Origin of the sequence: Paenibacillus sp. MABNR03 (assembly GCF_050455445.1) — a bacterium.
In the GTDB taxonomy this organism is placed as follows: domain Bacteria; phylum Bacillota; class Bacilli; order Paenibacillales; family Paenibacillaceae; genus Paenibacillus; species Paenibacillus xylanilyticus.
In genome coordinates, this window is the sequence record NZ_JBCIYR010000005.1 from 1 (window position 1) to 24,429 (window position 24,429).

Sequence of the window (24,429 nt, forward strand, 5' to 3'; positions counted from 1 at the left end):
CAAGGACCTCAAGGTACTCAAGGACCTCAGGGCGACCAAGGACCTCAAGGTACTCAAGGACCTCAGGGCGACCAAGGACCTCAAGGTACCCAAGGACCTCAGGGTGACCAAGGACCTCAAGGTACTCAAGGTACTCAAGGACCTCAGGGCGACCAAGGACCTCAGGGTGACCAAGGACCTCAAGGTACCCAAGGACCTCAGGGTGACCAAGGACCTGCCTAACTCCCAATATAAGATGAACTTCAAATGTTGTTGATTTTTGAATACTAGGACACAACAATCTCCCGCAAAGGGTACATGACCGTGGCGCTTCTTGCAAGCATGCCAGGCCATGTGCCCTTTTCTCTAGTTTTTGATAGGCTCAGGGCATAACAACAACCTTTTCCCTGCATGAAGCGATGATTTTGGCATATTGGATGCAGATGTCTAACGAATCCTGTGGATCCATCGGCCACCAGCGAATGGCTCCCGATGGAGCCAGGGAAGCGCACTTTTCCAGTTCCTCGGGTATTTGACCGACAACAATGACTTCCATATCCTTGAACCCGCTATCATTCCCCCTCTGTATTGTGCTGTATAACTGGGTGTAGTCTGGCTTTGTCCATGAATAGGGGAGCGGGAAAATAACAGAGACCCTTGCAGCGTCCTCCAAAAGGATATTTCCCGATTTTCTGGCGGGATCCTGGGGAGATGTCTGCCAGATTCGGTTGTAAGGAAGCAGTTCCGGGAGATCCAGCTCCGTTAATCTCAATCCGATCCTTTGCCGGTAACTTCGGTTCAATTCCCTGACTAGTACCTGAATCTGCTTGTTTCGGGTGAACGTTGTATTGTTCCCGTTCTCATTACGGTATTGGATGTACAGTAAATCCGGGATGTAGAGGTACCGGGTACACAGAAATGTACGCACAAGCAGATCATAGTCATCCGATACGAGAAGTTCGCTCCGATGGCCTCCGACCATATGATAACAATCCCGTGTCCATGCGCGCGGATGATTCGGCAGACCGACCAAATGACGAATGGTATTGCCGTTAATCGTTGTATGCTTTTGTACATTTTGCCATCTATCCATATCATGCAGCCATACCCGATAATAAACGCTGTACCCGTACCCACAATCCCACCCATACCAATGGGCCTTATTGCTTCCTGCATACACCTCGGAACAATCACCGTAGGCGAAGCCGCATTCCGGGTGTTGTTGAAAAGCTCTTACAATTTTCTCAAGACAATCCGGCATCAATTCATCATCGTGATCCACCTCTACCAAAATTTCACCTGTACACAATCCTGCAGCATATCTCTTGACCGAGCCGATATATCCGTTACTTGCATCCTGCCGATATCTCCGGACACGTTCATCCTCCAGTGACATCAGATACCGGCTGTAATTGTCTTCCTGATCATTTGAATCATCTACAATGACCCATTCCCAATTGCTATAGGTCTGCTTCAACAATGATTGGTAAGGCCGCTGAATTTTATCACCCGATCGGTAGCTTGCCGTGAATATGGAAATTAACGGAGTATTGGAAGAAAATTGGGACGGAGGAACGTTTTTATTCTCGGGAAGCGGATCCGTAGCTTTAAGCCAACAAAACATCAACCGAGTGGAGCTGACTTCATCAACCGAGCCGTAATGAAGCCAGCGTCTCTTCTCATGAGGTGGCAACGAGAAGAGACCCGGGAATTGTTCCCAACTCTCGCCAAGGGATACGTACACCCTTGGTTTCTGGAACAGGATCCCGGCGGGAGGCTGGTCTGCCTGATAGAGCCTCACTTTGATGTGGGCGGCTTCAAGTTCTGCTGTCAAGTTGCTGATTTCCTCTTTTGGTATCTTATCCGATACAAACAGATGTGCCATCAGCATCGGCATTTCATTTACCAACATGTTCGTCCTCCTTTACAAATTCATTGCAAAAATGACAAAAAAGAGCGCAATATGTACCAGACCTGCATCATTTATCTTCCGCGTAATATACATGTATGTGTAGTGCTGGCGAATCATTCGCTGCTTGAGAAACCGTCACAATAGCCAAGGAAACCTGCCTTCCCATTCAGGACCTAACTAACCGCCAGAAAGGTGGAATCAATATGAATTCCCCGCTCGTAAGCATTCTCATCCCGGCTTACAATCGCCCAGACACGCTGCGGATTGCACTTGAAAGCGTACTGGAACAAACCTACTCCAACCTGGAGATCATCATATGCGATGACAGCACGAACAATGAAGTCCAGAAGATGCTGATGCCTTATCTGCATGAAGATGTCCGGATTAAATACTTCAAAAACGATAAAAACCTCTATTTGGGTAACTGGCACAAGTGTTTTAATCTGGCTTCAGGCTTATTTGTCAACTATCTGATGGATGACGATGTATTCCACAAGGAAAAGATCGAAAGAATGCTTTATTATTATCAAAATTTTGAGAATATTTCTCTTGTCACTTCCTACAGGAACATCATAAATGAACAAGGTGAGATTCTTCCACCGATCTATGCATCGCGAAAATTATATGAAGAGACCCGAATCTTGGACGGTTACGATCTGGCTAACCACATGCTGAGCCGCTGCCTGAACGTGATTGGTGAACCCACCACCGTCCTGTTCCACAAAAAGGACCTGATTCACCCATTCGGAACATTTAATGGAAGGCAGTACAGCCTGCTGAACGACGTCGCCTCTTGGCTTAACCTGCTCTCCAAAGGCAAAGCAGTGTATATTGCCGATGGTCTAAGCAGTCTTCGCAAACATCAAAGTCAAAATAACCAGGAGCTGACTCGGACATCCATGACGGAATGGCTCGATATCGTGATCGCATCCCGTGATCAGGGATATCTGCATTCGGACGTCTTGTTCCGAAGCGCTCTTCATGCGTATCGACTGAGCATTCAGGGGCGTCCGCAAATCCATACGGATTTGGAACGAATCGAGGCCCTCTTGTCATCGTTAAATGGATAAGGTTGTATTCCTGCCGCCCAGGAAAGGAGACGAAACATGTATGATATCCCTTTTTTAAGACCCAAGCTCGTAAAAAAAGAAGCTTTCCTTCCCTATGTTGACTCCATAGAATCAACCCGCCTATATTCCAATTACGGTCCCCTGAACCAACAGTTCGAGCAACGGGTCATCCAAGAGAGCTTTAACGGCCAAGGATCCGCGGTAACGGTGCATAACGCTACCGTTGGCCTGATGCTGGCGATCGCTCAGAGCAAGCGCCCCGGAGGGAAGTATGCGCTGATGCCAAGTTTTACTTTTGCAGCTACGCCGCTGGCCGCGCAATGGTGCGGACTGGAGCCCTACTTCCTTGATATTGAACCCGATACATGGGAGTTAAATCGTGCTCAGCTGGAGCATGCCGTCAGGCATCTCGGAGACCAGATTGCCGTATGTGTACCCTATGCCACCTTTGGCAACGCCATGGACTTGTCACCGTATCATGATTTGGTTCAGCATGGTATTCCGGTTGTTATCGATGCGGCTGCCAGCTTCGGCACGACGGAGGCACAGACAGGAGAGCAGTTCGGCACCGGATTCCCGGGAGCCGTCGTTTTCAGTTTTCATGCGACGAAATCCTTTGCTGTGGGTGAAGGAGGGCTCGTGTACAGTGCCGATCATGATCTGATCCAGCGGGTTCGCCAGGCCGGCAATTTCGGTTTCTCCCGAAGCCGGGAATCTGTCTTTACGGGATTGAACAGCAAAATATCCGAATACACCGCTGCAATTGCCTTGGCCACGCTGGATCACTTTGGGACAGTTCAGCACAACCGCAAGTCCATCCATGAGCTTTATCTTCACGAGTTTCATCGAGCAGGCTTGCTGGAACATGGATGGTCCCTGCAAACGCTGCGGGGATCGGTTGTCCACCAGTTCATACCTATTCTCAGTCCCGCCTCTCTGGAAAACCGGAAGGTGCTTCATGGCCTCGATCAAAATTCCATTGAAGCCAGAACATACTTTTCGCCAGCATGTCACCAGCAAAAGCAGTTCAAATCGTGCCCCCATGCCAGTCTCCAAATGACCGAATATATGACAAAGCATATTGTCAGCCTGCCTTTATGGGAGGAAATGGACAGAGATCATATACGCAAAGTTGTTGGTGCCCTCACAACATTAGAAAGGGTTGAAAGCTGATGTTGAAGCTAATTGTTTGGGGGGCAGGAGGACACGCACGTGAAATTGTTTGGTTATGTGAAGAATTAAACATTAAAGTCGTCGGGCTTCTGGACGAGCGTCCACATATGAAAGGGCTAACCGTGGAGGGCCTCCCCATTCTCGGGACATTAGCTGATATCAAACTGCTGAGGGATGAAGTGGGGATTGTATGCGCAGGGGTTGGAGATCCGGCGTTGAAGCGGCGCTTTGCCCTCACAACTGCAAGTTCAGGATTTCGATTTGCCCCTCCATTAATCCACCCTAATGTCCGTTGGTCGCGGAGAAATGTGATTGGAGCAGGCAGCATGATCTTTGAAGGGGGCGTTATATCGGAACAGATCCGTATCGGACAGCATGTGATCTTGAATCGAAGCGTGAGTGTCAGCCATGATTCAGTTATCGGCGACTATGTTACGTTGGGTCCCGGGGTTTGCCTTGCAGGAAACGTGGTTATCGAAGCCGGAGCATATATTGGTATCGGAGCATCGGTCAGGGAAAAAATAAAGGTTGGGAACTGGTCCGTCGTAGGTGGCGGTGCCTTTGTGAAGGACGATATTCCTGAATACTGCATGGCCGCAGGAGTTCCTGCTGTTGTGAAAAAAAATCTATGATCTGAGAACGGTAAACTTCAGCAGCGGATCACATCCACCTTGAGATGCAACAAAATTGGAACCTTCTTCTCTCCGCAAAAAAATGCAAAGAAAGACACAATAGGGTCAGATGTACTAGTATTTTCTTGCCATGAAGCGACCTCCAAGCAGCATTATGTAGACCGAATGGTTCTATTCGTCTACATAATGTGCGCGTGAGCGTTAATATCGAATGATGCAAAATGCTGAAATAAATAAACAAGCGTTGTACAGCAGAAAAAAATTCTGCAGTGCAACGCTTGTTTATTGTAATCCTGGATTCAGATGATCGGCATCCTATTACCTCACGTTCGAGTAGTCGACGAATGCTGCAACCTTTCCCCTTTCACCCACACACCTTCTATCTCCAGCTCCGCATTCAGTAAAACGACATCTGCCTGTTTCCCTTGAGCCAGGGAACCCGTACGATGGTCGATCCCAAGCAGTCGCGCCGGGGTAAGGCTGGCCGCACGGGATGCAGCATTCAGGCTCATGCCCACTTCCTGTACCAAATAGCGGAAACCTCGAATCATCGTCAGTGTACTTCCGGCCAGTGCGCCGCCGTCTTTCAATCTGGCTACGCCATCCTTCACGATCACAGGCAGGTCGCCAATCTTATATTCTCCGTCATCGAGCCCGGCAGCAGACATCGCATCAGTGATCAGTACGATCTGATCGGCAGACTGTTTGAGCTGGGCCAGAATCGAGATTGCTGCAGGGTGTACGTGAATGCCATCCGCAATGATCTCAGCACTAATTCGCGGATCACTCAGCACCGCTCCCGCAGCTCCGGGATTACGATGATGCAGCGGAGTCATTGCATTGTACGTATGTACCGCATGGTGCAGCCCGGCTTCAACCGCCCGCTCTACCTCTTCGTAAGTGGCATCCGTGTGACCCAATGCTGCCGTAATCCGCTGCTGCCGCAGCCATGCAATGACTCCCAGTGCCCCTTCACGCTCCGGTGCCAGCGTCACTTGACGGATCAAGCCGGGATATTGTTTTTCCCATGCTTCCAGCCACGATACATTCGGAAGCACAATATGTTCCGGATTCTGCGCACCAGGCCATTTCGGACTGAAAAAAGGACCTTCCAGGTGCACGCCTTCCAGCTGTGCAAACGGCATCGGCTCGGAACGATACCGATCCACTTCAGCCAGTACCTGATCCAGTCTGTCCTTTGGAGCGGTCATGGACGTTGCAAGCATGGCGGTTGTTCCCTGCGTGCTGTGGAATGAAGTAATCTTGTCCAGCACTTCCTTATTCGCGTCCATGAAATCCTCTCCATTGCCGCCATGGACATGAATATCAATGAATCCGGGGACAATAACGCCCCCATTCGGTACAGGCAAGGATACCGCCTCACGATGGATTGATGCCGGCAGCCCTTCTGGTGAGCCGGCGTACACAATTTTCCCTTCGGTCCAGGCGAGCAGGCCATCCTGCGCCAGACCGTCAGGCAGTACCATTTTACCGCGAAGAAGATAAATGGGGCTGCCGCTCTCTTTTCCCAAATGGGCTTTACTTGACTGGTTCATTTTACCAACCTCCCTGCGGCACGGTCCAGCAGCACCACGACATTCGGATGACACTGCAGCAAGGAAGCCGGGCATTGGGTTGTAATGGGTCCCATAAAGGCTTCGCGAATAATTTCTGCCTTTTCCTCGCCACGTGCGATCAGCAGAATTTGTTTGGCTTTCAGAATCGTACCTACGCCCATCGTAATTGCCTGAGCAGGAACTTCATCAATACTTTCAAAAAAACGGGCGTTCGCCTTGCGTGTCTCTTCTTTGAGATCCACCACATGGGTGCGTCCCGTCAATTCGTTCCCCGGCTCGTTGAAGCCAATGTGACCATTGTGTCCGATACCCAGCAGCTGGAGGTCTACAGGCCCACGATCATCCAGACGCTGTTCATACATGGCACATTCCTGGTCCAGATCGGATGCCTGCCCATTCGGCACATGGGTTTTGGCCAGATCGATATCAATATGATGAAACAACTGTTCATTCATGAAACTGCGATAACTCTCCTGATGCTCCACCGGAAGCCCGACATACTCATCCAGATTGAAGGAAGAAGCCTGCGCGAAACTCACCAGCCCCTTTTGATACAAGTTAATGAGCTGTTTATATATGCCTACTGGAGAACTTCCTGTTGCAAGTCCCAGCACGGCCCTTGGTTTCGTTTGCAGCAAGCTGGCAATCAGGCCCGCACCTGTAGCATTCAGATCTTCTTCATTTTCAAAAATACGTATATTCATCTCTCAAGCACCTCCATTATGTTGAACTCGATAGGATTGTACATTGTGATACGATTGTTCCAATTTGGGAATAAAACGGTCGAAATCGGCACTCACCATGCCTGTGAACAAAATATCAATGACATGCAGCAGCGCGATGCGGGAAGCCATATCTCCCCGTCTCATGCCTTCTTCCAGCGAAGACGTGAACAGCGGAATATCTGATACTGCCGCAAGTTTGTTGTTACCATAAGAAGTAAGCGAGATCGTGGCGGCTCCCGCTTGTTTGGCACAATGCAGTGCATCGATGGTCTCCGGTGTTTCCCCCGAGTAAGATACTGCCATGGCCACATCTCCTTCACTCAGTGAGGAAGCCGAAGTAATCTGCATATGTGAATCCGAGAAGGCGGTACAGCTTTTGCCGATTCGCACAAGTTTCTGGTAGAAATCCTGTGTAACAATCGACGAAGTGGCGACACCGTACAGGTCAATGCGGCGGGCGTGGCATAATAACTGAACCGCATGTTCCAATCTGCCCAAATCCAACAATCGGGTGGTATCCGCAATGGATGCAAGATGGTTGGCTTCTATAGCCTCCACAATCTTGGACAAAGGGTTACCTGCCACGATATCCTGATAGGCTGTTTTGTCGGTCGAATGAGACAGCTCTGCCGCAAGCTTCATTTTGAAATCAGGAAAACCCTTGAAGTGGAATGATTTGCAGAAGCGGGTTACCGTAGCCGGACTGGTACCACTCTGTTGTGCGAGATGGTTAATCGTCCAGCCTGGTATATCAGACGGGGATTGCAAAATGACCTCTGCAATTCGCCTTTCCTGCGATGGAAGTCCATCCAGCTCCTGCTGTAATGCATGTATGATGGCTGCCATGAGTATTCTCCTCTGAAAATAATTTTTATATTTTTATATGAATTTAAGAAAATAATTTTTATAATTTCATTTTAATCAACCTCAATCTGCAAATCAAGGGGTTTATGCCATTATTGAAAAGAGAATTTGCTGTGAAGCACAGCGGAGGCCGGAACTATTATGCCCTATAAGCAATTGACTGGAAACGTGGCGGAAGATTAAGCTGGGAAGGCTGGGACCGCCTCGAAAATTTGCTGCAGTTTCACATACCGGTCAGGCGAAAAGCGGGAAGTCGGAAATCCGTTTCGCAACCAGCCGCCAAAATCGCCAAAAAAGCACTCTGCCTTCATCTGGATGAAACCGGGTACGAGGAGTTGGAGCAGCTCTTTTACCTACCTTTTTCGAAGGGAAAATGGAGATCATTTATTCGAGAGAATAACTTGATGTAGAAAGTTCATTTCTTTTCAGGATATAAAAAAGCCTTCCCCTTCTTCTTGTTCAAGAATAGAGGAAGACTTTGAAATAAATTCAATGCAGGTTCAATAAATTCCATTCCTTTAATTTAATCATATAAATTCCGGCTCAACTCATCTCATTTTCGAAAACTCAATCCAGACCTTTATATCGCTTCAAAAACTCGCTCGGGCCGTGCTTACTTCCTTCATCCTTGAGTAACTATGCTATAATACAAATACTACATCCAAGCGAGGTGAAGCCGATGAAATGGGGAGAGATCACTGAATTGCATCCAGGTCGTTTTGTAGTGGTTGAAGCAATCAAAGCAAGCTCCAGCAACCGTATACGTCAGTTAGAGGATATGGCGGTCATTCAGGATTACGATAATCCGCAAGAAGCATGGAGTGGCTATAAAGAGTTGCACAAGCTCCACCCGACACGTGAGTTGTATGTATTCCATACGAGCAGAAACGACGTTGAAGCTGTAGAGGAATTTTTCTCAGGAGTACGGCAGCGTACATGAAAATACAACTTCAGCATGGTTTACCTATCGTTTCCTTAACCTTGACCCAAAATGATCAAACCATCGTATTGCACAACGTTCTATTTGATACAGGCTGTGCGGCACCGTTTTTGATACCGATAAACTCGCTGAATTAGGTATCCACATTGATTTTATAAATGGAAGAGCAAAGCGAATGTATGGAGTGGGGGGAACGAGCGAAATTTGCTATGAACAACAGATTCCCGACCTTAGCATTGAGCATGTTGCTTTGAGAGATTTCCCAATTCAACTTGGTTCAATTCAAGAACCTTATGGCTTTGACGGTATTGTTAGCATTGATTTTATGATTAGAGCCTCCTGTAAAGTCGACTTTGAATTAATGGATATTCAATTGTCAACATAAGCCAAGTGATAACTTTTGGATGGTTATCATTATATGGCTTATTTTTGTATTGCCAGCTCTCTATCCCGGAACAGTCGATTATCCCATTTGAATAAGCTATAGTCCAATAGCATAAAAGCCTTGCCCCATTCTTCATGATAAAGAATAGAGAAAGGCTTTCATGCTGCTTCAACTTCCTAACTGTTATTCGCGTCAAATCTTCAGTTCTCCGAGCTTAATCAGCTCTACAACTGCTTGCGAACGACCCTTAACATTGAGTTTCTGCATCACATTCGAAATATGGTTACGCACCGTTTTCTCGCTGATGAATAACTGCCCTGCGATGTCACGCGTCGTTTTGTCCTGAACCAGCAATTCGAATACTTCGCGTTCACGGTGGGTCAACAAAAATTTGCTTTTATGATCGATACCCTTCAATGTTCACCCCTCCTTGCTCGGGTTGTGTTGGTGTAACAAGGTTAAGGGGATACAGTCAACTCATCTTATGTCAGGTCAAGGGCGATGGTTCAGTTTTATGAAAAAAATGGGCAGTCATTTTGTTGGTTATAGGTATAGGATGAGCAGTTCGTGTTATGTAACCTGAGCATGCTGCAAAATTCAGTTTGTTAAAAGTAAATATGCCTTTGCCACTGATGCTGCCATCTGCGCAAAGGCATATTTGTTCATCTATTTTCTACCGACCATTATTAGGATTCATAATACCATCATTGTTATTATTACGGTTCATCATGCCATCAGTATTGTTATTGCGGTTGCGGTTCAACATGCCATCACCAAGGATACCATCACGGCGCTGATTCATTGCGTTGGTTGGGAAAATGCGCTCAACCATCGATTGAAATGTATCAATCATGCCGCTAACCGGCTTTCCGTTACGAATATCATCGGCATATGTCTGCACATGATCAACGAAATCCGGATTGGCGGATACATAGACATTCTCCACATTCGGAGCAAATTGCTTGATTTTTGCAGCAACTTTGCCTTTGATCTCTTCGGACGTGTTGTCATCCGAGTTGTCCTGGCGCTGCCCAGCGTTCTGTCCCTCACTCTGCATACCATAGCGGCCATCACTCATCGTGCGGTCTCTGCCCGTATTCGTCAACCCGCGCATCATGCCGATTGTTCCGGTACCCATGGTTCCATAAATGCTGCGGTCGTTCCCCATATGACTGCGGTCCGTAGCCGAACCTGTGTTCAACCCGGGAGCGATACCACTAGTCGTGTAGGGAGACCTGGTTCCATCGCCTGCATGTACACGCATACCACCCATATCCTGGTTCATGCTCTCACTGCGCATGGTTCCGTTCGCACGATTACGCATCGTGCCGTTCATCGTATTGTTCTGACTACCTCTACCGTTCCCATTAGCTTGACTATCCATCTTGCCAGCGTGACCGTCTGTCAAGCGGACGGCAACATAAGCGTTACGGTCTGTTAACAGGACATTGGCCGACTTGATTTCTTTCATTTCGGTAATTCGTTTCGCCAGTTCATCACTGGATTTCAGGTCAGTGACATTGTGCATACGATAACTTTTGGCACGAATTCCATCCATTCCATTGGTCTCCACACCATAACGATTGAGCCCTCTAACTTCCTGGCCCGCATTATTGGTTTGCAAATTGTTGTTATCCCGGCCATCACCACAACCTGTTAATCCGGCCATTACAAAAATTGCTGTAGACAGTGATAAGCTGATTGCTTTCGCCTTTTTGGCTGCTGGCATGTCTCATCCTCCAATGTGTATGGTTTAGGTCACAACGTTAGGATGCGCTTCTGGTTTCTCCGATATGCTGAAAGGATTTGGTACCCGGGCCTGCAAAAATCAACAGAAAAAAGCGGTGCTTGCACCTATACGTGCTGCACCGCTTTTCTATAAACAGACAAATCTTCATTATCACTTTCTATCCGCATTCCGGCGCCTACTCGGCAGATGACGTGGAATCTTCGCCCGTGGCTTCCGGTGATGTATCTGATGCCTTCAGTGTATCCGGGAAATTTTCCGCATCCTGCAGGGTATCTGCCTGAAGGGTGTATGCCCACTGACCGTCTGGTGTGATCACATAGATCAAATTCGGTTCGGCTGGAAGGGTAAGCCCCCGATAGACGTCTGTTGCGGTCTCTCCATTTATAGTCTGCTCCACAGAAAGTGTAAACCGCGGCACCGTATCTTTCAATTCCGAAGCTTTACGGACATCGTCCGCAGTGGACAGGTTTTTAATTTTGCCAATTAGAGATACAGCATCTGTGGATTCAATCGGCTCACCATTCAGCGTCCATGTCCGCTCGGCAGCACCGTTCTCCGCAGCAGACTTCAGCATCCAGGCAGCTGCTTCGCCTTCCCATTCCAGGGAGGTGACATTCGTTTCATCGAGATTAAACGGCGTCGTATCCAGCAGATCACGTCGTGTCAGCTCCATATTGCCAATCGTTTCCGACTGAACAGCAACGACAGGGCCGGAATCCACCTGCACATAACGTGCGTCATCTGCGGGCAATTGCCCACCGATCGTCAAAGTGATTGTACGGTTATCCTTCAGTTTGATATCCAGACGTGTTGCACTCGAACCCAGACCATATTTCTCAAGATCAGTCGGTGTCTCTTCCACAACCAGTTCCTGATCTGCCCCGCTTAGAGCTTCAAGCCAGCTGCTGATTGTATAACCGTTAAGCGGGTATGCCTTGGGCTCCACCATGCTCCACACGCCATCTTTCAGTTCCAATTGCGCTGATGAAGAGGGAGAAGCCTCTGCTTCCGTCGTGTCTGTTCTCGGGTCATGGATGGTAATGGACTGTATGTCGTCAGACTGAATGCCGAGCAACTTCACCTTCTCTGCTTCCTCTTCGCGAAAATAATTCTGATTGGCCGCATAAACCCAGCCACCAATCAGTACCGATACGACCAGAACTGTCGGGAACCATTTTTTCATACGCGTCTGCGCCTCCACCATAAGATTACACCTATGATAACAAAGATGAGCGGGAAGCCCACAATGGCAGCGAAGAAAATCGTTCTGGCCTGCGTACCATCCAGGTAGGCTACTTCATAACCAGCCTGCACACGTGGACGAATCGTCACTCCATCCTCTTTTTCACTTAAATAATTGACGGTATTCAAAATAAAGTCACGGTTCCCGCCATTGCCAATTTCCGAATCCTGCATGAAAATGGATGACCCCAAAATTACGGCTTTGGGTTTGCCATCGGTCGTATCCGCTGCATATCCCAGTTCAACGGGACCCTGAATATCCTGATCCGGATCATTTGCAGTTTCATTTTGCAGCAAACCTGCAATATTCGTCTCGCCATAACTATCATTCGAAGAATGGATCAAAGGCGACAGGGTGTACTTTTCCTGCTCCTTGCTCGTCAGGGCAATGGACAGGGATAACATCGGGTACAGTTTGCTATCCGACAGTTTGTCGGTAATGGCATGCGTACCATACTCCGGCACGACCCATAACGGCCCCATCGTGCTGGCCTGCTGGTTGTCCACCATGACGGCATGCTCATCCACAACGCCATAATCAGCCATAAGGGTATCGATGTTTTTCCAGCTGGATTTCATATCCTCCACAAAACCAAGGGACATCATGAGCTTGCCCCCATTGCTCAAATAGGTTCGAATCGCTTTTAATTCCGCATCACTGATGTCACGCTGCGGTCCGATGATGGCAAGTACATCTGCATCTTCCGGAACAACTCCTGCCTGACTCAGCTGCAGCTCTTCTGTTGTGATGTTGTTCTGCTCTAAGGATGATCGCAGTGTTGTCAGTTGATCCAGACCCAGTTCCTCATGCCCTGTTAGGAACACCATTTTCTTCATTTCGGTAGAGGACAAATTCATCAAAGCCTGTGTTAACTTTTCCTCCCCCGTAAACTGGTATGACCCATCACTTCCATCCCCAACTGCTGTGAACAGACTGGCAATATCAACGACTTTGTACTGATCTCCCCGTTCCAGGACGATCGAACTGCCTGTAATGCCGTACTTCGAAGCAAGCGTCGGTTCTTGGGTAAGATTAAATTGTTCCATCTTCAGCTTGCTGTTCCGTTTGGTATACTCCTGAACCATGTCAGTCACTTCGCGGTTCAAGACGGTATTATTAGCATTTTCAACCGTTAATACCTTAATGCTGACATCATCTTTCACATTTTTGATCGCGGTGAGAGACTGGTCCGATAAGGTGTATTGTTTGTTTGATGTCAGATCCAGCTGGAATCCGCCAAGTGAATTCAGAAACAGCGTAAGCAAAATAAATATGCCGATGACCGCTACAGACAACACGGTACTGTTAGTATGACTTAACCATTTCTTCATCTTCTCACCTCCACCGCTTCCGTTCCACGATTTGAATGCTGAGTAGCAGGAATACGCCTGACAGCGTCACATAATACAAGATATCCGGACCACTGAGCACCCCCTTCGTGAAGCTGTCAAACCGGTTCGTCAGTGCAAATGGATCAAGCCATTGCTGTAAAGTGGATCCGGTATTGCCTGCAAATGAATCAAGCATCCACAATACGAGCAAAATAATGAAACCAGCTACCGCAGATACCATCTGATGCTGGGATAGCGTTGATGCAAACAATCCAATTGCCATCATGCTTCCGCCTAAGAAAAAGAGCCCCAGCGCCGACAGCCATACAGAGGTCAAGTCCAAGTCTCCAAAGAATGACATGATGAACGGATAGACCAAACTGCACAAGATAAGCACCAGCAGAATGGCCAGCGAGGCCAGATACTTACCAAATATCACTTCCGTCACCCGAGCCGGCGAGGTCAGCAGCAGCTCATCCGTTCCCTGCCTGAACTCTTCTGCAACCAGTCTCATGGTCAATAAAGGCACCACAAACAGCAGCATGGATAAGGTATCACCCAGAACCAGACGATAATCCACGATACTTGGCTGGTAATATACAAAACTGGAGTAGAACAATAAACTTGTCATCAATACATAAACCGCGAAGGCGAAATACGACGTTGGTGACAGAAAATACGCCTGAAGTTCCTTGTTACAAATAGCCATCATTCGTCTCATTTGGATTCCTCCTCTGTAGGGGAAACCGCCGATTCTTCATTCATGTCATTTACATCGGATGACTCAGCGTCTGTTTCCGTTGTAGTCAACTTCAGGAAGATCTGCTCCAGACTGAGATTTTCCTTTCTCATCTCCAGAATGGGCAATCCAGCTCCTGACAATAGGTAAAAGAGCTCTTCCCGGAAATCGTCTGGCGATTCTCCGGTAAGCAGCATTCTGACCGTTTCCTGCTGCTCTGTGCTGCTTTTTCCGTCCGATGGTTCAATGACTTCACTCCGCACCTTCTCCCAAGGTGCCAGCAAGTTATGTAATTGCTGCTCTGTTGCCTTAACTTCAATGGATACCTTAAACTGGTCACCCATTGATGAACCGAAGTGTTGTGGTGAACCGTCGAGTACAAGCTGTCCCTGATTAATGATCAACATGCGATTGCATAGCGTGCTTACTTCAGGCAAAATATGCGTGCTTAGCAGCACGGTGTGATTTTCGCCGAGCTCCCGGATCAAATCACGAATCTCAATAATCTGGTTCGGGTCCAGTCCTGATGTCGGTTCATCAAGTACGAGCAAATCAGGCTTATGAATGATGGCTCCTGCCAGTCCAAGACGCTGTTTATATCCCTTGGATAATCCGCGCACCAATTGTTTCTCCCGTGCTTGAAGACCCAGCCTGCTCACCATCTCACTGACCCGCAGTTTGATTTCACGTGCCGGAACATCTCTAAGATTGGCGACAAATTTCAGATAGGACTGCACCGTCATATCCGGATATAGCGGTGGGGTTTCCGGAAGATAACCGATCTTGGAACGAACGGTCCTTCCTTGATCATGCACCGATTGGCCATCCACCGCAATTGAACCCGTGGTAGGCTGCAGGTAGCCGGTTATCATGCGCATTGTTGTTGTTTTGCCGGCACCATTGGGTCCCAGAAAACCAACAATCTCACCGCGCTCCATTGTGAAATCCAGTTGATGCACGCCGTGCCGTCCATCATACACTTTGCTGACCTGTTTCACTTCGAGCACATTATTCATCCTTTCCCGTTAAAATACCCGTGTGCCATCAAACGATTCAGATGGTCAACACGGGAAGTTCCTTGTATCTTACGGGTTGTATCCTAAACCCAGCTTAATGACACTTAAAAGAAAGATTAAAAATTTGTGTCTAAAATGTGAACAACATAGGTTTCACCCACACCCTGTGCATTGGGGCAACGTACCATACAATACAGGAGTCAGCATTTTGCATCATTCGATTCCACTCGCTCCAGGTACAATATATAGCCGAATAGGACCATTTCGATCTATATACTGAAGATTGGAAGTCGCTTATTGGATTTATGCAAAATGCTCAGGAGTATGAGTTCCTGCACAAAAGTCAGAGGGTGAACCGTGTGAAAGTATTATTCACGTTTTTTGTACCAAGCGGTGGCGTGGATACCTTGAACCGATTGCGGACAGCCGTTCTGCAACGTCATGGCATTGAAGCGCATGTATTATATCTCTACACAGGCTCGGGATTGCAGAACAACAGCGGCACTCCGGTCTTCACCGCATCCAGTGATGAGGAAATTCGTTTTTTGATTCACAGTCAGCGTTATGACGCCATCATTGTGACCTCCGACATTAGCATGCCTGGCCGATTGAGAGGACTCGGATATACGGGAAGAATTATATTTGAAGCCCAAGGTCTCGGAACGCGGGATCAGGCTCTGGAAACAATCCAGATGGCAATCCCTTACCTCCAGGCTCACTGTGATGCTGCTGTTCTGCCTCCTACCGATCACTTGCTGGATATGTTTATTCATATCTGTCCTTGGCTGCACCGGTTTGTTATCCCCAATATGCTGGACACCGATACATTTGCTCCACTCGCTGTCGACACCCCACCCTACCCGGTTCTGGCCTGGGTTGGACGGCTGGAACACAACAAAAATTGGCGTGAATACTTGAGCATATCCAGTAAAATCATAAAAAAAATCCCAAAAGCCAGACTATGGCTGTTTCACGATCCCAGCTTGGCCAATCCCGAAGACGAAGTGATGTTCCGTCACATGCTGGCTGAATACGGACTGGAGGATCGCATTGGCATTTTCATCAATGTTCCTCACTCCCAGATGCCTGCATTTTACTCCATGATTGCAGCCTCCGGTGGAATTATGCTCTCCACATCCCTTCTTGAAGGCTTTGGATATGCGGTCGCAGAAGCCATCAGTTGTGGTTGCCCGGTACTCAGCACTGATTCGGATGGCGTACGGTCTTTTATCACACATAACAAGACGGGAAAATTTTATCCTCAGGGCAACGTAAAGGCAGCAGCAGCTGAAGCAGTCGAACTCATACGCAACAAAAAATTACGTGAATCTATCCGCGCACAGGGCAGAGAGCACATGACTGCCTCATTCTCACCAGATCGGTATGCTGTTTCCTTTCGGGAAATGATGACAGCCCTAAGCATCTTCTCATGATCACCGCAAAAAAGGCAGTTCAGGAATCCTGAACTGCCTTAGGTTGGTTTAGTATATTTATTTTTTCTAGTCTGCCAGCTTAATCATCTGATGCTCGGAGAGCACACCCAGCGTCTGCCCACAAGCACTTCGGCAGTATACCCGCACCGCCAGATGATAGGGCCTGCTTTTATTGCTGATGATTCGCAGTTGCCACATGAACGGTGAAACGTTCAGGTCATAAATGATGTGGTTACGGCTGCTACCGGTCGACTCTGCTCCAATATGAAAGATATGTCGATACAACTCTCCACAGGTTGGGCTGATCCCGCCGACATATACATCCGCCCCGTCATCACCTACGAATGCAACCTCTACATCTACGTACTTAATCGGAACAGCAGTTTGAAGCATGCCCTCATGTACTTCCATTACATATGCACCCACATTGCGCCTCCTTCTGCTTTGTACGACCTGTATGTATTTTATGCAGTCTCTCATCCTATGCCAGTTGCATACACCCATTTTTGACAGATGTACCTCCCTGCCCGGCCTTCAGCACAGCTTCTTTCATAGAATACAAGGATAGCAGAACCGCCTGTGCAGGCCGTGACAAGGAGGTACTTATGAAAGTTCTGCTCGTTACCTACTGGGAGCTTACACATATGGGAGGCATATGGACCTATGTAAAACAGCTCGCTGACAGGTTGATTACACTTGGCGTCGAGGTCGATATTATGGGAACAAACGGCGCGAAAAATGAAGTCTATATACGCAACCTGAATCGGACATTTTCCAAGGATAACGTTTGGCCCATGCTGCAAGCCAAGCTCAATCCCACCGATCTGCCACAATTCACAGCTGACCCTCTTCTGGCGTACTACGAACTGAACCGATATGCATTTGAAATGGCTGCTGCCTATCTGGGTGTAGATCAGTACGATATCATTCACGCACAGGATCCCGTTGCAGCTGTGGCGATGAAACGGATTCTGAAGAATAACACCCCCATGGTAACCAGCTATCACGGGGCACTCGCACGCGAAGCTTTTTACGATGCACAGAATTCCAACCCGCAGGTCACACTCCCTGCGTATTTACAATCCAAACGAGGGCGTTATTTCCTCTCATTGGAGCAACGGAGCGCTGCACAATCCGAGCTGATTCTGGTCTCCAGCCGCTGGATCAAGAGTACACTGACATCACTGCAGGTTCCTGAAGAGAAATTCCGCCTTATTCCTTATGCTGTCGACCTTCCTGCCTACCGTGCCCAGGCAGCGGTCCGGTTCCGTCAGCGCCCGCCGGCAAATAAAAAGGTCATTGCCTTCACAGGCCGGCTGGAGTTTATCAAAGGCGTTCATGTACTGATAAAGGCTCTGGCCAGCCTGAAGCATATGCGCTCCGATTGGGTCTGCTGGATTGCGGGAGAGGGGAATCTAATGGAGGATCTGCGTTCCCAGGCCAATGATCTTGGCATCAGAGACGACATTGTATTTTGGGGCAAGTTGGACAACATTCCTTCGTTCCTGCGCCGTGCCGACATTTATGTTCAACCCAGCCTGCAGGATACGCAGCCCTTCTCGGTAACGGAAGCCCAGCTTGCCGGACTTCCTGTTATTGTAAGTGGCACGGCAGGCATGCCAGAGATGGTCGAGCCTGCACATACCGGTTGGGTCGTTCCGCCCCAGGATGTAGATTCCCTGAGCGCACTCTTGAATGCCCTTTTGCAGGATGATGCCACCCGTAAACGGGTAGGTGCACAGGCCAAGGCCTGGGCGGAACAGCATCGCTCCCTTGAGGAGATGGGCTTGCGAACGTTACAGGTTTACCAAGAAGCGATTCAAAAAGGAGGTCATCGGCTATGACACTGCTTGTACCGAGTGATCTATACAATGGGTGGTTCTCCGTCCCTGTCTCGACGGCACATATTGAAGTGGACTACGCGATTATGAATGCTTTAGTACAGAAGCTGCCCCAAGAGTACACTTTGCCTGACCCGGAAGCCATGGCTATTATGAGCTCCAATGATTGATCTATGTTCAAGATATACGTGACATGTAGAGGGCTGAACTGGACCTACTTGTAACAATAATACGGATCATCCTGGCCCTCTTGGTACAAGAGGGTTATTTCCATTGAAGGCGATAAAATGAAGAAAAAGAACATGTCAACTGACCCCATAACACGGGATGGCCAGATGGCATGCTCTCTGTTCTACTCTATTTAAGATGAGGTCATTCATTCCATCGTTCCAACTGTTACTGCCAATAACCGCCGACCTGAAGCAGATTAAGCAGAATCGGCCGATGTTTGGCCTGAACCAGTTCCATCTCCGCTTTCAGTGCCTCAAAGTGTCTTTTGGTTCCCATCGAATCATGAACCCGATAACACATCAGAGGCTCATTGAAATAGAACAGTTCATAGACCGGAAACAGTCTTAGCCACATCTCATAGTCATGAGTATAACGGAACTTGGTGTCAAACATGCCGAACTTATGAAATGCATCCATCTCCAGCATCACGGTGCAGCCGTTAATAGGACAACCTTCCATCAGCACCTGCAGCATCTCCAGACGGCTGCCTACTTCAGGCTGCACCGTATCCATCCATTCACTGTTTGCATTCACATAGTGGTAGGCCCCATGACAGAACGAAGCCTTTACGTTGAGCATAAATTTCAGTTGCTTCTCCACACGGTCCAGCAGCATCACATCATCGGAGCTGAGCCAGACGAAATAGTCCCCCGACGCCCGCTTGATTCCTTCATTCAATGCTGTGGCCGTTCCACCATTCTTTTTCCGAATATATGTGATGCGCTCCATGAACGGCTCCAGCTTCTCCACATACTGCGTAGAGCCGTCATCCACCACAATGACCTCGATATGAGGATATGTCTGGTTCAGAGCACTGTGAACAGCCTGCTCAATATAAGCACAATTGTAAAACGGAATGACAATTGAAACTTTAGGCTCCATCCGGGCCTCCCCTTTCTCCGCCTGTCTCTGCAAAAACTGTTCCCCTTATCATATGAGGACCCGGCCTTCAGTTCGCGGGCATTTGTGATAGAAAATAAATACAGAGGGCATTATGGGCATCTTATATCCCATAACCCCTCCGTCAGAGTTACTCCGTCTCTTTAACCACCCATAGCCGCAATTCGCTGCAGCAAAGGTTCCCGATATCTGGACCAGACCATGGAGGCCTCCTTGCCGATGGTCTCTGCATGACGCACCGACCCCATCCCGCCGTGCCAACGGTATGCCGTAAGAGGTTCATTCAGGTATGGAAAGCGATGCCCGTTCAGCAGAATGCGCAGCCAGAGATCCAGATCATGAGTATAAGGCAGCAGCTCATCGAAGAGACCTACAGCACCAAACAAATCCTTGCGGATCATGACGGTACAACCATTGACGGGATTGCCACTTACGAAGCGACGCAGCCATTCGATCTCGGACATCGGTTCCGCTCCGCCATGCAGCTTGGTAACCGCGGAATGTTCATTAATGTAATGAAAGTTGGTATGTGAGGCAAGCACATTTTCCCGCTGCATGAACTCCACCTGATAACGAATTTTATCCGGATAGAGGAAATCATCCGAGCTAAGCCAGACCACATAATCTCCGGACGCATGTCGGATACCGTGATTAAGAGCCGAGGCTGTGCCGCCATTGCTCTTGCCAAGAACATAGATTTGGGGCAGGTATGGCTGGAGAAGCTCCGCATGACTAGTGGAGCCATCGTCCACCACAATGATTTCTACGTTGGTGTACGTCTGGTTTATTGCGCTTTGAACCGCCTGCGGCACGTAAGGACAATTGTAGAATGGAATGACAACCGACACTTTTGGATTCATTCAGCATTTCCTCCTTGCTGCCTGCGTACATCGCTTAGAATGTCCTGGAGAGATTGAGCAAACGGAATCTGGGGCTTCCATCCCAGCTTGCGCAGCAGCGATAACTCCTCCTCCTTGCCAGCCCCATCCGGACCTGAAGAAGCTCCATCCCAGCGGACAGGCACTTCTGCCTCCGTCATGGAGAGCAAGGTATCGGCGATTTCACCCAGACTGCGTTCCGTTCCCGAAACAACCGGATAAACGGTCCCCGTGGTCCCATGCACAAGAAGCGTGGCATAGGCTCTGACCGCATCCCGTACATCCAGAAAATCTCGTGTATTATCCCGCCCGGATAGACGAAAAGCCTCGCTTTTGCCCTCAAGTTCACAGGCAGCAACATGCCGTGCGAGCAGCGAACAGATGCCTGTGGAGGGGCCGGCACCGATCAGATTTCCCGGCTCAGCCAGCATGATCTGCTGACCAAACAGGGACATCCAGGACAAGGACACCATCTCCTCCAGCGCTTTGCTGAGACTGTAAGGGTGCGGCGGTTCGGGGTTTCGGCCCGGTTCAGCCGTGTATTTCAAGCGGGAACCTACAATGACGGTCCGTGCGGACGGACAGCTCCGGAGAGCATCCAGCAAATACAGCACAGCCATCACATTGGTCTCCAGTACAAGCAGCGGATCCGACCAGGAGTCCGGGACCGAATTTTTGCCCGCGAGATGCAGCACATAATCCGGCTGCACCTCGTCAATCAGATGACGTACCTGCTGTTTGTCGTTAAGGTCACAGACGTGCACGGCAACGTCTTCGCCAAACGAATGCACGCCTGCTCGCCTCACCACGGCTGCAACCTTGGCACCGACGCTCGTAAAATAGGTCACAGCGTGCCGTCCGGTAAAACCGGAGGCACCCGTAATCAGCACTTTCTTGCCAGTCAGCTCTGCTCCATCCATAATGCCAGCTCCTTCAGCATCGTAGAATAATCCGGAAGGTCTGTCTTCACATCCTCGCGTGTGGAAACGAGAGTGCGATCCTGCACAAGACTGTCATCAGGCACAATATTCACATCCTGCTTGTTCCAGGTCTGCTGGAAAAGAAGCAGCAGATCGTGTTTGCTGACAGGTGCAGGATGTGCCAGATGGATCAGGCCACTGACGGGTGACGCCAGATAATGATCCACCCATTTTGCCAGTTCAAGTGTAGTCACTCCATTCCAGAAAACGCGCGTATACCCGCCCACTTCACCCGTGCGGGACATAAACCAATGCATCAGACCAATCCCGCCCTTCCGGATTTCCGGTCCAATAATGGAGGTACGGATCGTCAGGTGTCCCGGGTCATGAACTTCGCCCAGTGCCTTGGTAATGGCGTAAGCTGACGTTCCATCCGTGACATCGTTCTCCGTATACGAGCCACGATCCCCGCTGAAGACACAGTCCGTGCTGATGTGAATCAGTCGGGCACCGATCGTATCGGCCACCCTCCGCAAACGATGCGGAAGGAAGCCGTTAATGTGATACGCGGTAATTTTATCTTCATCTGCGAAGCTGTTCAGCACACCTACCGCGTTAACGATAACATCCGGGTGCACAGCTTCCACCAGCCGATCCACCATATAACTGTCGTTCACATCCAGCAGCAGACCATTCGGGTCGGACACGTCCCGGGTAGTGTAGAAGACACTGTGCACGCCTTGACGGCGGAAATAGTCGACCATAACATGGCCGGCCATTCCGTTTCCACCAAGTATCAGGAGCTTCATGACAGAAATCCTCCGCGTTTCAAAATGTCGCGAATCTCCTCTTTCGTCATCAACTGATGTTCAGAACTGAAGCTGCTAAAAGAAACAGGAGGGCAGTTGGTGTAATGTTCACGCAGTCCCGGTATACCCAGTGTAGGGAGAATGACCAGGTACTGTTCGTCGTACACAACGGTTGTCATACTCTCGAATTCACTCATCAGAATTTCATGGATTTTCTCACCTGGCCGGGTGCCGCGCTCCACAATGGCCACGTTCTCCACACCGGAATCTTCAATCAGCACTTCTGCAAGGTCCACAATTTTGCACGTAGGCATCGTCATGACAAAAATCTCACCGCCTACACTCTCCACGGAAGCCTTGAACAGTAACGTGATTGCATCTTTCAATGTAAGGAAGAAACGGGTCATGTTCATGTCCGTGATGGACACTTGACCTTTCTGGCGGATCTGGTTTTTGAAGAGATGCACAACGCTGCCGTTGGTACCGAGTACATTTCCACCGCGCACCGTCACAAACCGGGTGTTGCTGTGCAGCAGATTCGCATATACGATTAATTTCTCGCCGATCGCCTTGGTCATGCCATAGAAGTTGGATGGGTTAGCCGCCTTGTCGGTCGAGATGTAGATCACTTTTTCAACCTGATTCTCAATGGCAGCCTCGATCACGTTCTGGGTTCCAATCACGTTGGTTTTGAGCGCTTCATAAGGCTGATCTTCACATACAGGTACGTGTTTGAGCGCCGCCAGATGGAAGACATAATCCACTTGCTGGCAAGCAGCGGTTAATGCTTCCTTATCGCGAATATCACCAATGCGGAAATGAAGACGAGGGTCCTCGAACTCGCGGCTCATCGCCACCTGGCTTGATTCATTACGGGAGTAAACGATAATTTCCTTCGGCTGCTGAGGCAGCAGCTGAGCCACAAGTTCATACCCCCATGATCCAGTACCGCCTGTCACGAGAATGCGTTTATTTTCAAACATGTATTTTCCCTCCAAGCAGAAATTTGACCACTTTACTGGATACATCCGTTGCTTTGTAACCCTGCGGGCACTCCCAGTCATTTGCCATCTCTGTCATGACCTTCACACATCCCGCAATACGGGATGCATCGAGACCGGAGACTACGTTGCTGCCGCAGTCCACCGTTTCCGGACGTTCGGTTGTCCGTCGCATGGTCACTGTGGGTACACCCATGATGCAGCATTCTTCCTGAACGGTACCGCTGTCCGTCAGTGCACAGCGTGCATGACGCTCCAGCATGACGAAGTCAAAAAATCCGAACGGCTCGTGAAATTCCACGAGGGAGTGCATCTCCAGCTGCAAATGCTCTGCAATCCGGATGGCCGTGCGGGGGTGAATGCTGCAGATCACCCGGAGGCCATGTTCCTCCGCAACCTGGTTCAGACCTTTCATAATCTCCATCAGATGAGGTGGATGATCCACATTTTCTGCCCGGTGGGCTGTGACCAAAAAGTACTGGCCGGACTTCAGCTTCAGCTTTTTCAGGATTTTGCTGGCATTCACCTGTGCGTCATAATGGCGCATCACTTCATAGATGGGATTACCCGTCAGCACAATTCGCCGGCTGGGCACACCTTCACTGACCAGATGCTTTTTGCTCTGTTCGGTGTATGGCATGTTAATGGTCGATATGGCATCAATGACCCTGCGATTTTTCTCTTCAGGCACATCCAGATCGAAGCATCGATTACCCGCTTCCATATGAACGACGGGAATGCCCATGCGTTCAGCCAGCACAGCACACAGTGCGCTGTTGGTATCACCGAGCAGCAGCACTTTATCCGGCTTTTCCTGAAGCAGCAGGTCTTCCATCTGTGTGAACATAGAGGATAACTGGCGGCCCAGCGTGGCCGCTTCGTCCTGAAGGACGTAGTCTGGCGCACGCAGGCCCATCTCCTTGAAAAACTGACCGCTGAGACTTTCCGTGAAGTTCTGTCCTGTGTGCACAAGAATATGCTTGGACGCGTACTGGTCCAGCTTGGAAATGATCAGGCTGAGCCGAATAATCTCCGGTCTCGTGCCCAGCACCGTCATGATCTTCATCGTAATCCCTGCCT

General features: G+C 49.1%; 26 protein-coding genes. 9 read left to right on the forward strand and 17 right to left on the reverse strand.

Annotated features, from left to right (window positions below; translation table 11 throughout):
* On the forward strand, positions 1 to 256 hold a 256-nt coding region (locus AAIH57_RS22870), incomplete at its 5' end, for a hypothetical protein (protein WP_430023122.1).
* Positions 257 to 361: 105 nt separating this feature from the next.
* Here AAIH57_RS22870 and AAIH57_RS22875 read toward each other — a convergent pair.
* Positions 362 to 1,891 (reverse strand): glycosyltransferase, encoded by a 1,530-nt coding sequence (locus tag AAIH57_RS22875; protein ID WP_175394951.1) that lies wholly within the window; start codon positions 1,889 to 1,891, stop codon positions 362 to 364.
* 203 nt (positions 1,892 to 2,094) lie between these two features.
* On the opposite strand from AAIH57_RS22875, the gene AAIH57_RS22880 reads away from it, so the two are divergent.
* Genes AAIH57_RS22880 through AAIH57_RS22890 form a run of 3 tightly spaced genes read left to right on the forward strand, consistent with a single transcriptional unit; the run spans position 2,095 to position 4,766 of the window.
* Complete coding sequence (locus tag AAIH57_RS22880; protein ID WP_175394952.1) at positions 2,095 to 2,961, forward strand: glycosyltransferase family 2 protein; 867 nt, start codon at positions 2,095 to 2,097, stop codon at positions 2,959 to 2,961.
* Positions 2,962 to 2,997: 36 nt separating this feature from the next.
* Entirely contained in the window at positions 2,998 to 4,134 is a 1,137-nt protein-coding gene (locus tag AAIH57_RS22885; RefSeq protein WP_175394953.1) for a DegT/DnrJ/EryC1/StrS family aminotransferase, read from the forward strand.
* Complete coding sequence (locus tag AAIH57_RS22890; RefSeq protein WP_175394954.1) at positions 4,134 to 4,766, forward strand: acetyltransferase; 633 nt, start codon at positions 4,134 to 4,136, stop codon at positions 4,764 to 4,766. The genes AAIH57_RS22885 and AAIH57_RS22890 overlap by 1 nt, the downstream gene beginning before the upstream one ends.
* Before the next feature lie 323 nt (positions 4,767 to 5,089).
* Here the strand turns inward: AAIH57_RS22890 and nagA are convergent, their stop codons facing one another.
* From nagA to AAIH57_RS22905, 3 genes are read right to left on the reverse strand one after another with little or no spacing between them, the layout of a single operon-like run.
* A complete protein-coding gene (nagA, locus tag AAIH57_RS22895) occupies positions 5,090 to 6,322 on the reverse strand; it encodes an N-acetylglucosamine-6-phosphate deacetylase (protein ID WP_430023123.1) in 1,233 nt (410 codons plus the stop codon).
* Positions 6,319 to 7,047, reverse strand: a complete 729-nt coding sequence (nagB, locus tag AAIH57_RS22900; RefSeq protein ID WP_175394956.1) for a glucosamine-6-phosphate deaminase — start codon at positions 7,045 to 7,047, stop codon at positions 6,319 to 6,321. Before nagB ends, nagA begins: the two co-directional genes overlap by 4 nt.
* Positions 7,048 to 7,050: 3 nt before the next feature.
* Positions 7,051 to 7,914, reverse strand: a complete 864-nt coding sequence (locus tag AAIH57_RS22905; protein WP_175394957.1) for a MurR/RpiR family transcriptional regulator — start codon at positions 7,912 to 7,914, stop codon at positions 7,051 to 7,053.
* A gap of 697 nt (positions 7,915 to 8,611) precedes the next feature.
* Between AAIH57_RS22905 and AAIH57_RS22910 the strand changes: the two genes are divergently transcribed.
* Both AAIH57_RS22910 and AAIH57_RS22915 read left to right on the forward strand, forming a co-directional pair.
* Entirely contained in the window at positions 8,612 to 8,872 is a 261-nt protein-coding gene (locus AAIH57_RS22910; protein ID WP_175394959.1) for a hypothetical protein, read from the forward strand.
* Positions 8,873 to 9,047: 175 nt separating this feature from the next.
* The gene (locus tag AAIH57_RS22915) at positions 9,048 to 9,257 is read left to right on the forward strand and encodes a hypothetical protein (protein ID WP_246310796.1); all 210 of its coding nucleotides are present in this window, start codon (positions 9,048 to 9,050) and stop codon (positions 9,255 to 9,257) included.
* Positions 9,258 to 9,449: 192 nt separating this feature from the next.
* Here AAIH57_RS22915 and AAIH57_RS22920 read toward each other — a convergent pair whose 3' ends face one another.
* From AAIH57_RS22920 to AAIH57_RS22945, 6 genes are all read right to left on the reverse strand, one after another.
* Positions 9,450 to 9,674, reverse strand: coding sequence for a helix-turn-helix domain-containing protein (locus AAIH57_RS22920; RefSeq protein WP_017692532.1), 225 nt, complete (start codon positions 9,672 to 9,674; stop codon positions 9,450 to 9,452).
* A gap of 256 nt (positions 9,675 to 9,930) precedes the next feature.
* Complete coding sequence (locus AAIH57_RS22925) at positions 9,931 to 10,986, reverse strand: YhcN/YlaJ family sporulation lipoprotein (RefSeq protein WP_430023124.1); 1,056 nt, start codon at positions 10,984 to 10,986, stop codon at positions 9,931 to 9,933.
* A 196-nt stretch (positions 10,987 to 11,182) separates the two neighbouring features.
* The gene (locus tag AAIH57_RS22930; RefSeq protein ID WP_430023125.1) at positions 11,183 to 12,190 is read right to left on the reverse strand and encodes a DUF4340 domain-containing protein; all 1,008 of its coding nucleotides are present in this window, start codon (positions 12,188 to 12,190) and stop codon (positions 11,183 to 11,185) included.
* Positions 12,187 to 13,581, reverse strand: coding sequence for a GldG family protein (locus AAIH57_RS22935; RefSeq protein WP_430023126.1), 1,395 nt, complete (start codon positions 13,579 to 13,581; stop codon positions 12,187 to 12,189). The genes AAIH57_RS22930 and AAIH57_RS22935 overlap by 4 nt, the downstream gene beginning before the upstream one ends.
* Positions 13,582 to 13,585: 4 nt before the next feature.
* The gene (locus AAIH57_RS22940) at positions 13,586 to 14,302 is read right to left on the reverse strand and encodes an ABC transporter permease subunit (protein WP_175394963.1); all 717 of its coding nucleotides are present in this window, start codon (positions 14,300 to 14,302) and stop codon (positions 13,586 to 13,588) included.
* The gene (locus AAIH57_RS22945) at positions 14,299 to 15,327 is read right to left on the reverse strand and encodes an ABC transporter ATP-binding protein (RefSeq protein WP_430023127.1); all 1,029 of its coding nucleotides are present in this window, start codon (positions 15,325 to 15,327) and stop codon (positions 14,299 to 14,301) included. The genes AAIH57_RS22940 and AAIH57_RS22945 overlap by 4 nt, the downstream gene beginning before the upstream one ends.
* Before the next feature lie 368 nt (positions 15,328 to 15,695).
* Here AAIH57_RS22945 and AAIH57_RS22950 point away from each other — a divergent pair, with 368 nt between their 5' ends.
* Positions 15,696 to 16,769: a glycosyltransferase family 4 protein gene (locus tag AAIH57_RS22950; RefSeq protein ID WP_312884232.1), complete on the forward strand. Its 1,074-nt coding sequence runs from the start codon at positions 15,696 to 15,698 to the stop codon at positions 16,767 to 16,769.
* Positions 16,770 to 16,835: 66 nt separating this feature from the next.
* On the opposite strand, the gene AAIH57_RS22955 is transcribed toward AAIH57_RS22950, so the two are convergent.
* On the reverse strand, positions 16,836 to 17,195 hold the full coding sequence (locus AAIH57_RS22955) for a hypothetical protein (RefSeq protein ID WP_175394966.1): 360 nt from the start codon (positions 17,193 to 17,195) through the stop codon (positions 16,836 to 16,838).
* A gap of 179 nt (positions 17,196 to 17,374) precedes the next feature.
* Between AAIH57_RS22955 and AAIH57_RS22960 the strand changes: the two genes are divergently transcribed.
* Together AAIH57_RS22960 and AAIH57_RS22965 are read left to right on the forward strand one after the other, a co-directional pair.
* Positions 17,375 to 18,613, forward strand: a complete 1,239-nt coding sequence (locus AAIH57_RS22960) for a glycosyltransferase family 4 protein (protein WP_430023128.1) — start codon at positions 17,375 to 17,377, stop codon at positions 18,611 to 18,613.
* Positions 18,610 to 18,780 (forward strand): hypothetical protein, encoded by a 171-nt coding sequence (locus tag AAIH57_RS22965; RefSeq protein WP_175394968.1) that lies wholly within the window; start codon positions 18,610 to 18,612, stop codon positions 18,778 to 18,780. Before AAIH57_RS22960 ends, AAIH57_RS22965 begins: the two co-directional genes overlap by 4 nt.
* A gap of 226 nt (positions 18,781 to 19,006) precedes the next feature.
* Here AAIH57_RS22965 and AAIH57_RS22970 read toward each other — a convergent pair whose 3' ends face one another.
* The 6 genes from AAIH57_RS22970 to wecB form a co-directional block, all read right to left on the reverse strand.
* Positions 19,007 to 19,723, reverse strand: a complete 717-nt coding sequence (locus AAIH57_RS22970) for a glycosyltransferase (protein WP_430023129.1) — start codon at positions 19,721 to 19,723, stop codon at positions 19,007 to 19,009.
* A gap of 161 nt (positions 19,724 to 19,884) precedes the next feature.
* Positions 19,885 to 20,601 (reverse strand): glycosyltransferase, encoded by a 717-nt coding sequence (locus AAIH57_RS22975; protein ID WP_175394970.1) that lies wholly within the window; start codon positions 20,599 to 20,601, stop codon positions 19,885 to 19,887.
* On the reverse strand, positions 20,598 to 21,539 hold the full coding sequence (locus AAIH57_RS22980; RefSeq protein WP_430023130.1) for an NAD-dependent epimerase/dehydratase family protein: 942 nt from the start codon (positions 21,537 to 21,539) through the stop codon (positions 20,598 to 20,600). The genes AAIH57_RS22975 and AAIH57_RS22980 overlap by 4 nt, the downstream gene beginning before the upstream one ends.
* Entirely contained in the window at positions 21,521 to 22,348 is an 828-nt protein-coding gene (locus AAIH57_RS22985) for a dTDP-4-dehydrorhamnose reductase family protein (RefSeq protein WP_175394972.1), read from the reverse strand. Before AAIH57_RS22985 ends, AAIH57_RS22980 begins: the two co-directional genes overlap by 19 nt.
* Positions 22,345 to 23,331: a polysaccharide biosynthesis protein gene (locus AAIH57_RS22990; protein WP_430023131.1), complete on the reverse strand. Its 987-nt coding sequence runs from the start codon at positions 23,329 to 23,331 to the stop codon at positions 22,345 to 22,347. The genes AAIH57_RS22985 and AAIH57_RS22990 overlap by 4 nt, the downstream gene beginning before the upstream one ends.
* A complete protein-coding gene (gene wecB, locus AAIH57_RS22995) occupies positions 23,324 to 24,415 on the reverse strand; it encodes a non-hydrolyzing UDP-N-acetylglucosamine 2-epimerase (protein ID WP_430023132.1) in 1,092 nt (363 codons plus the stop codon). Before wecB ends, AAIH57_RS22990 begins: the two co-directional genes overlap by 8 nt.
* Positions 24,416 to 24,429 lie beyond the last annotated feature (14 nt).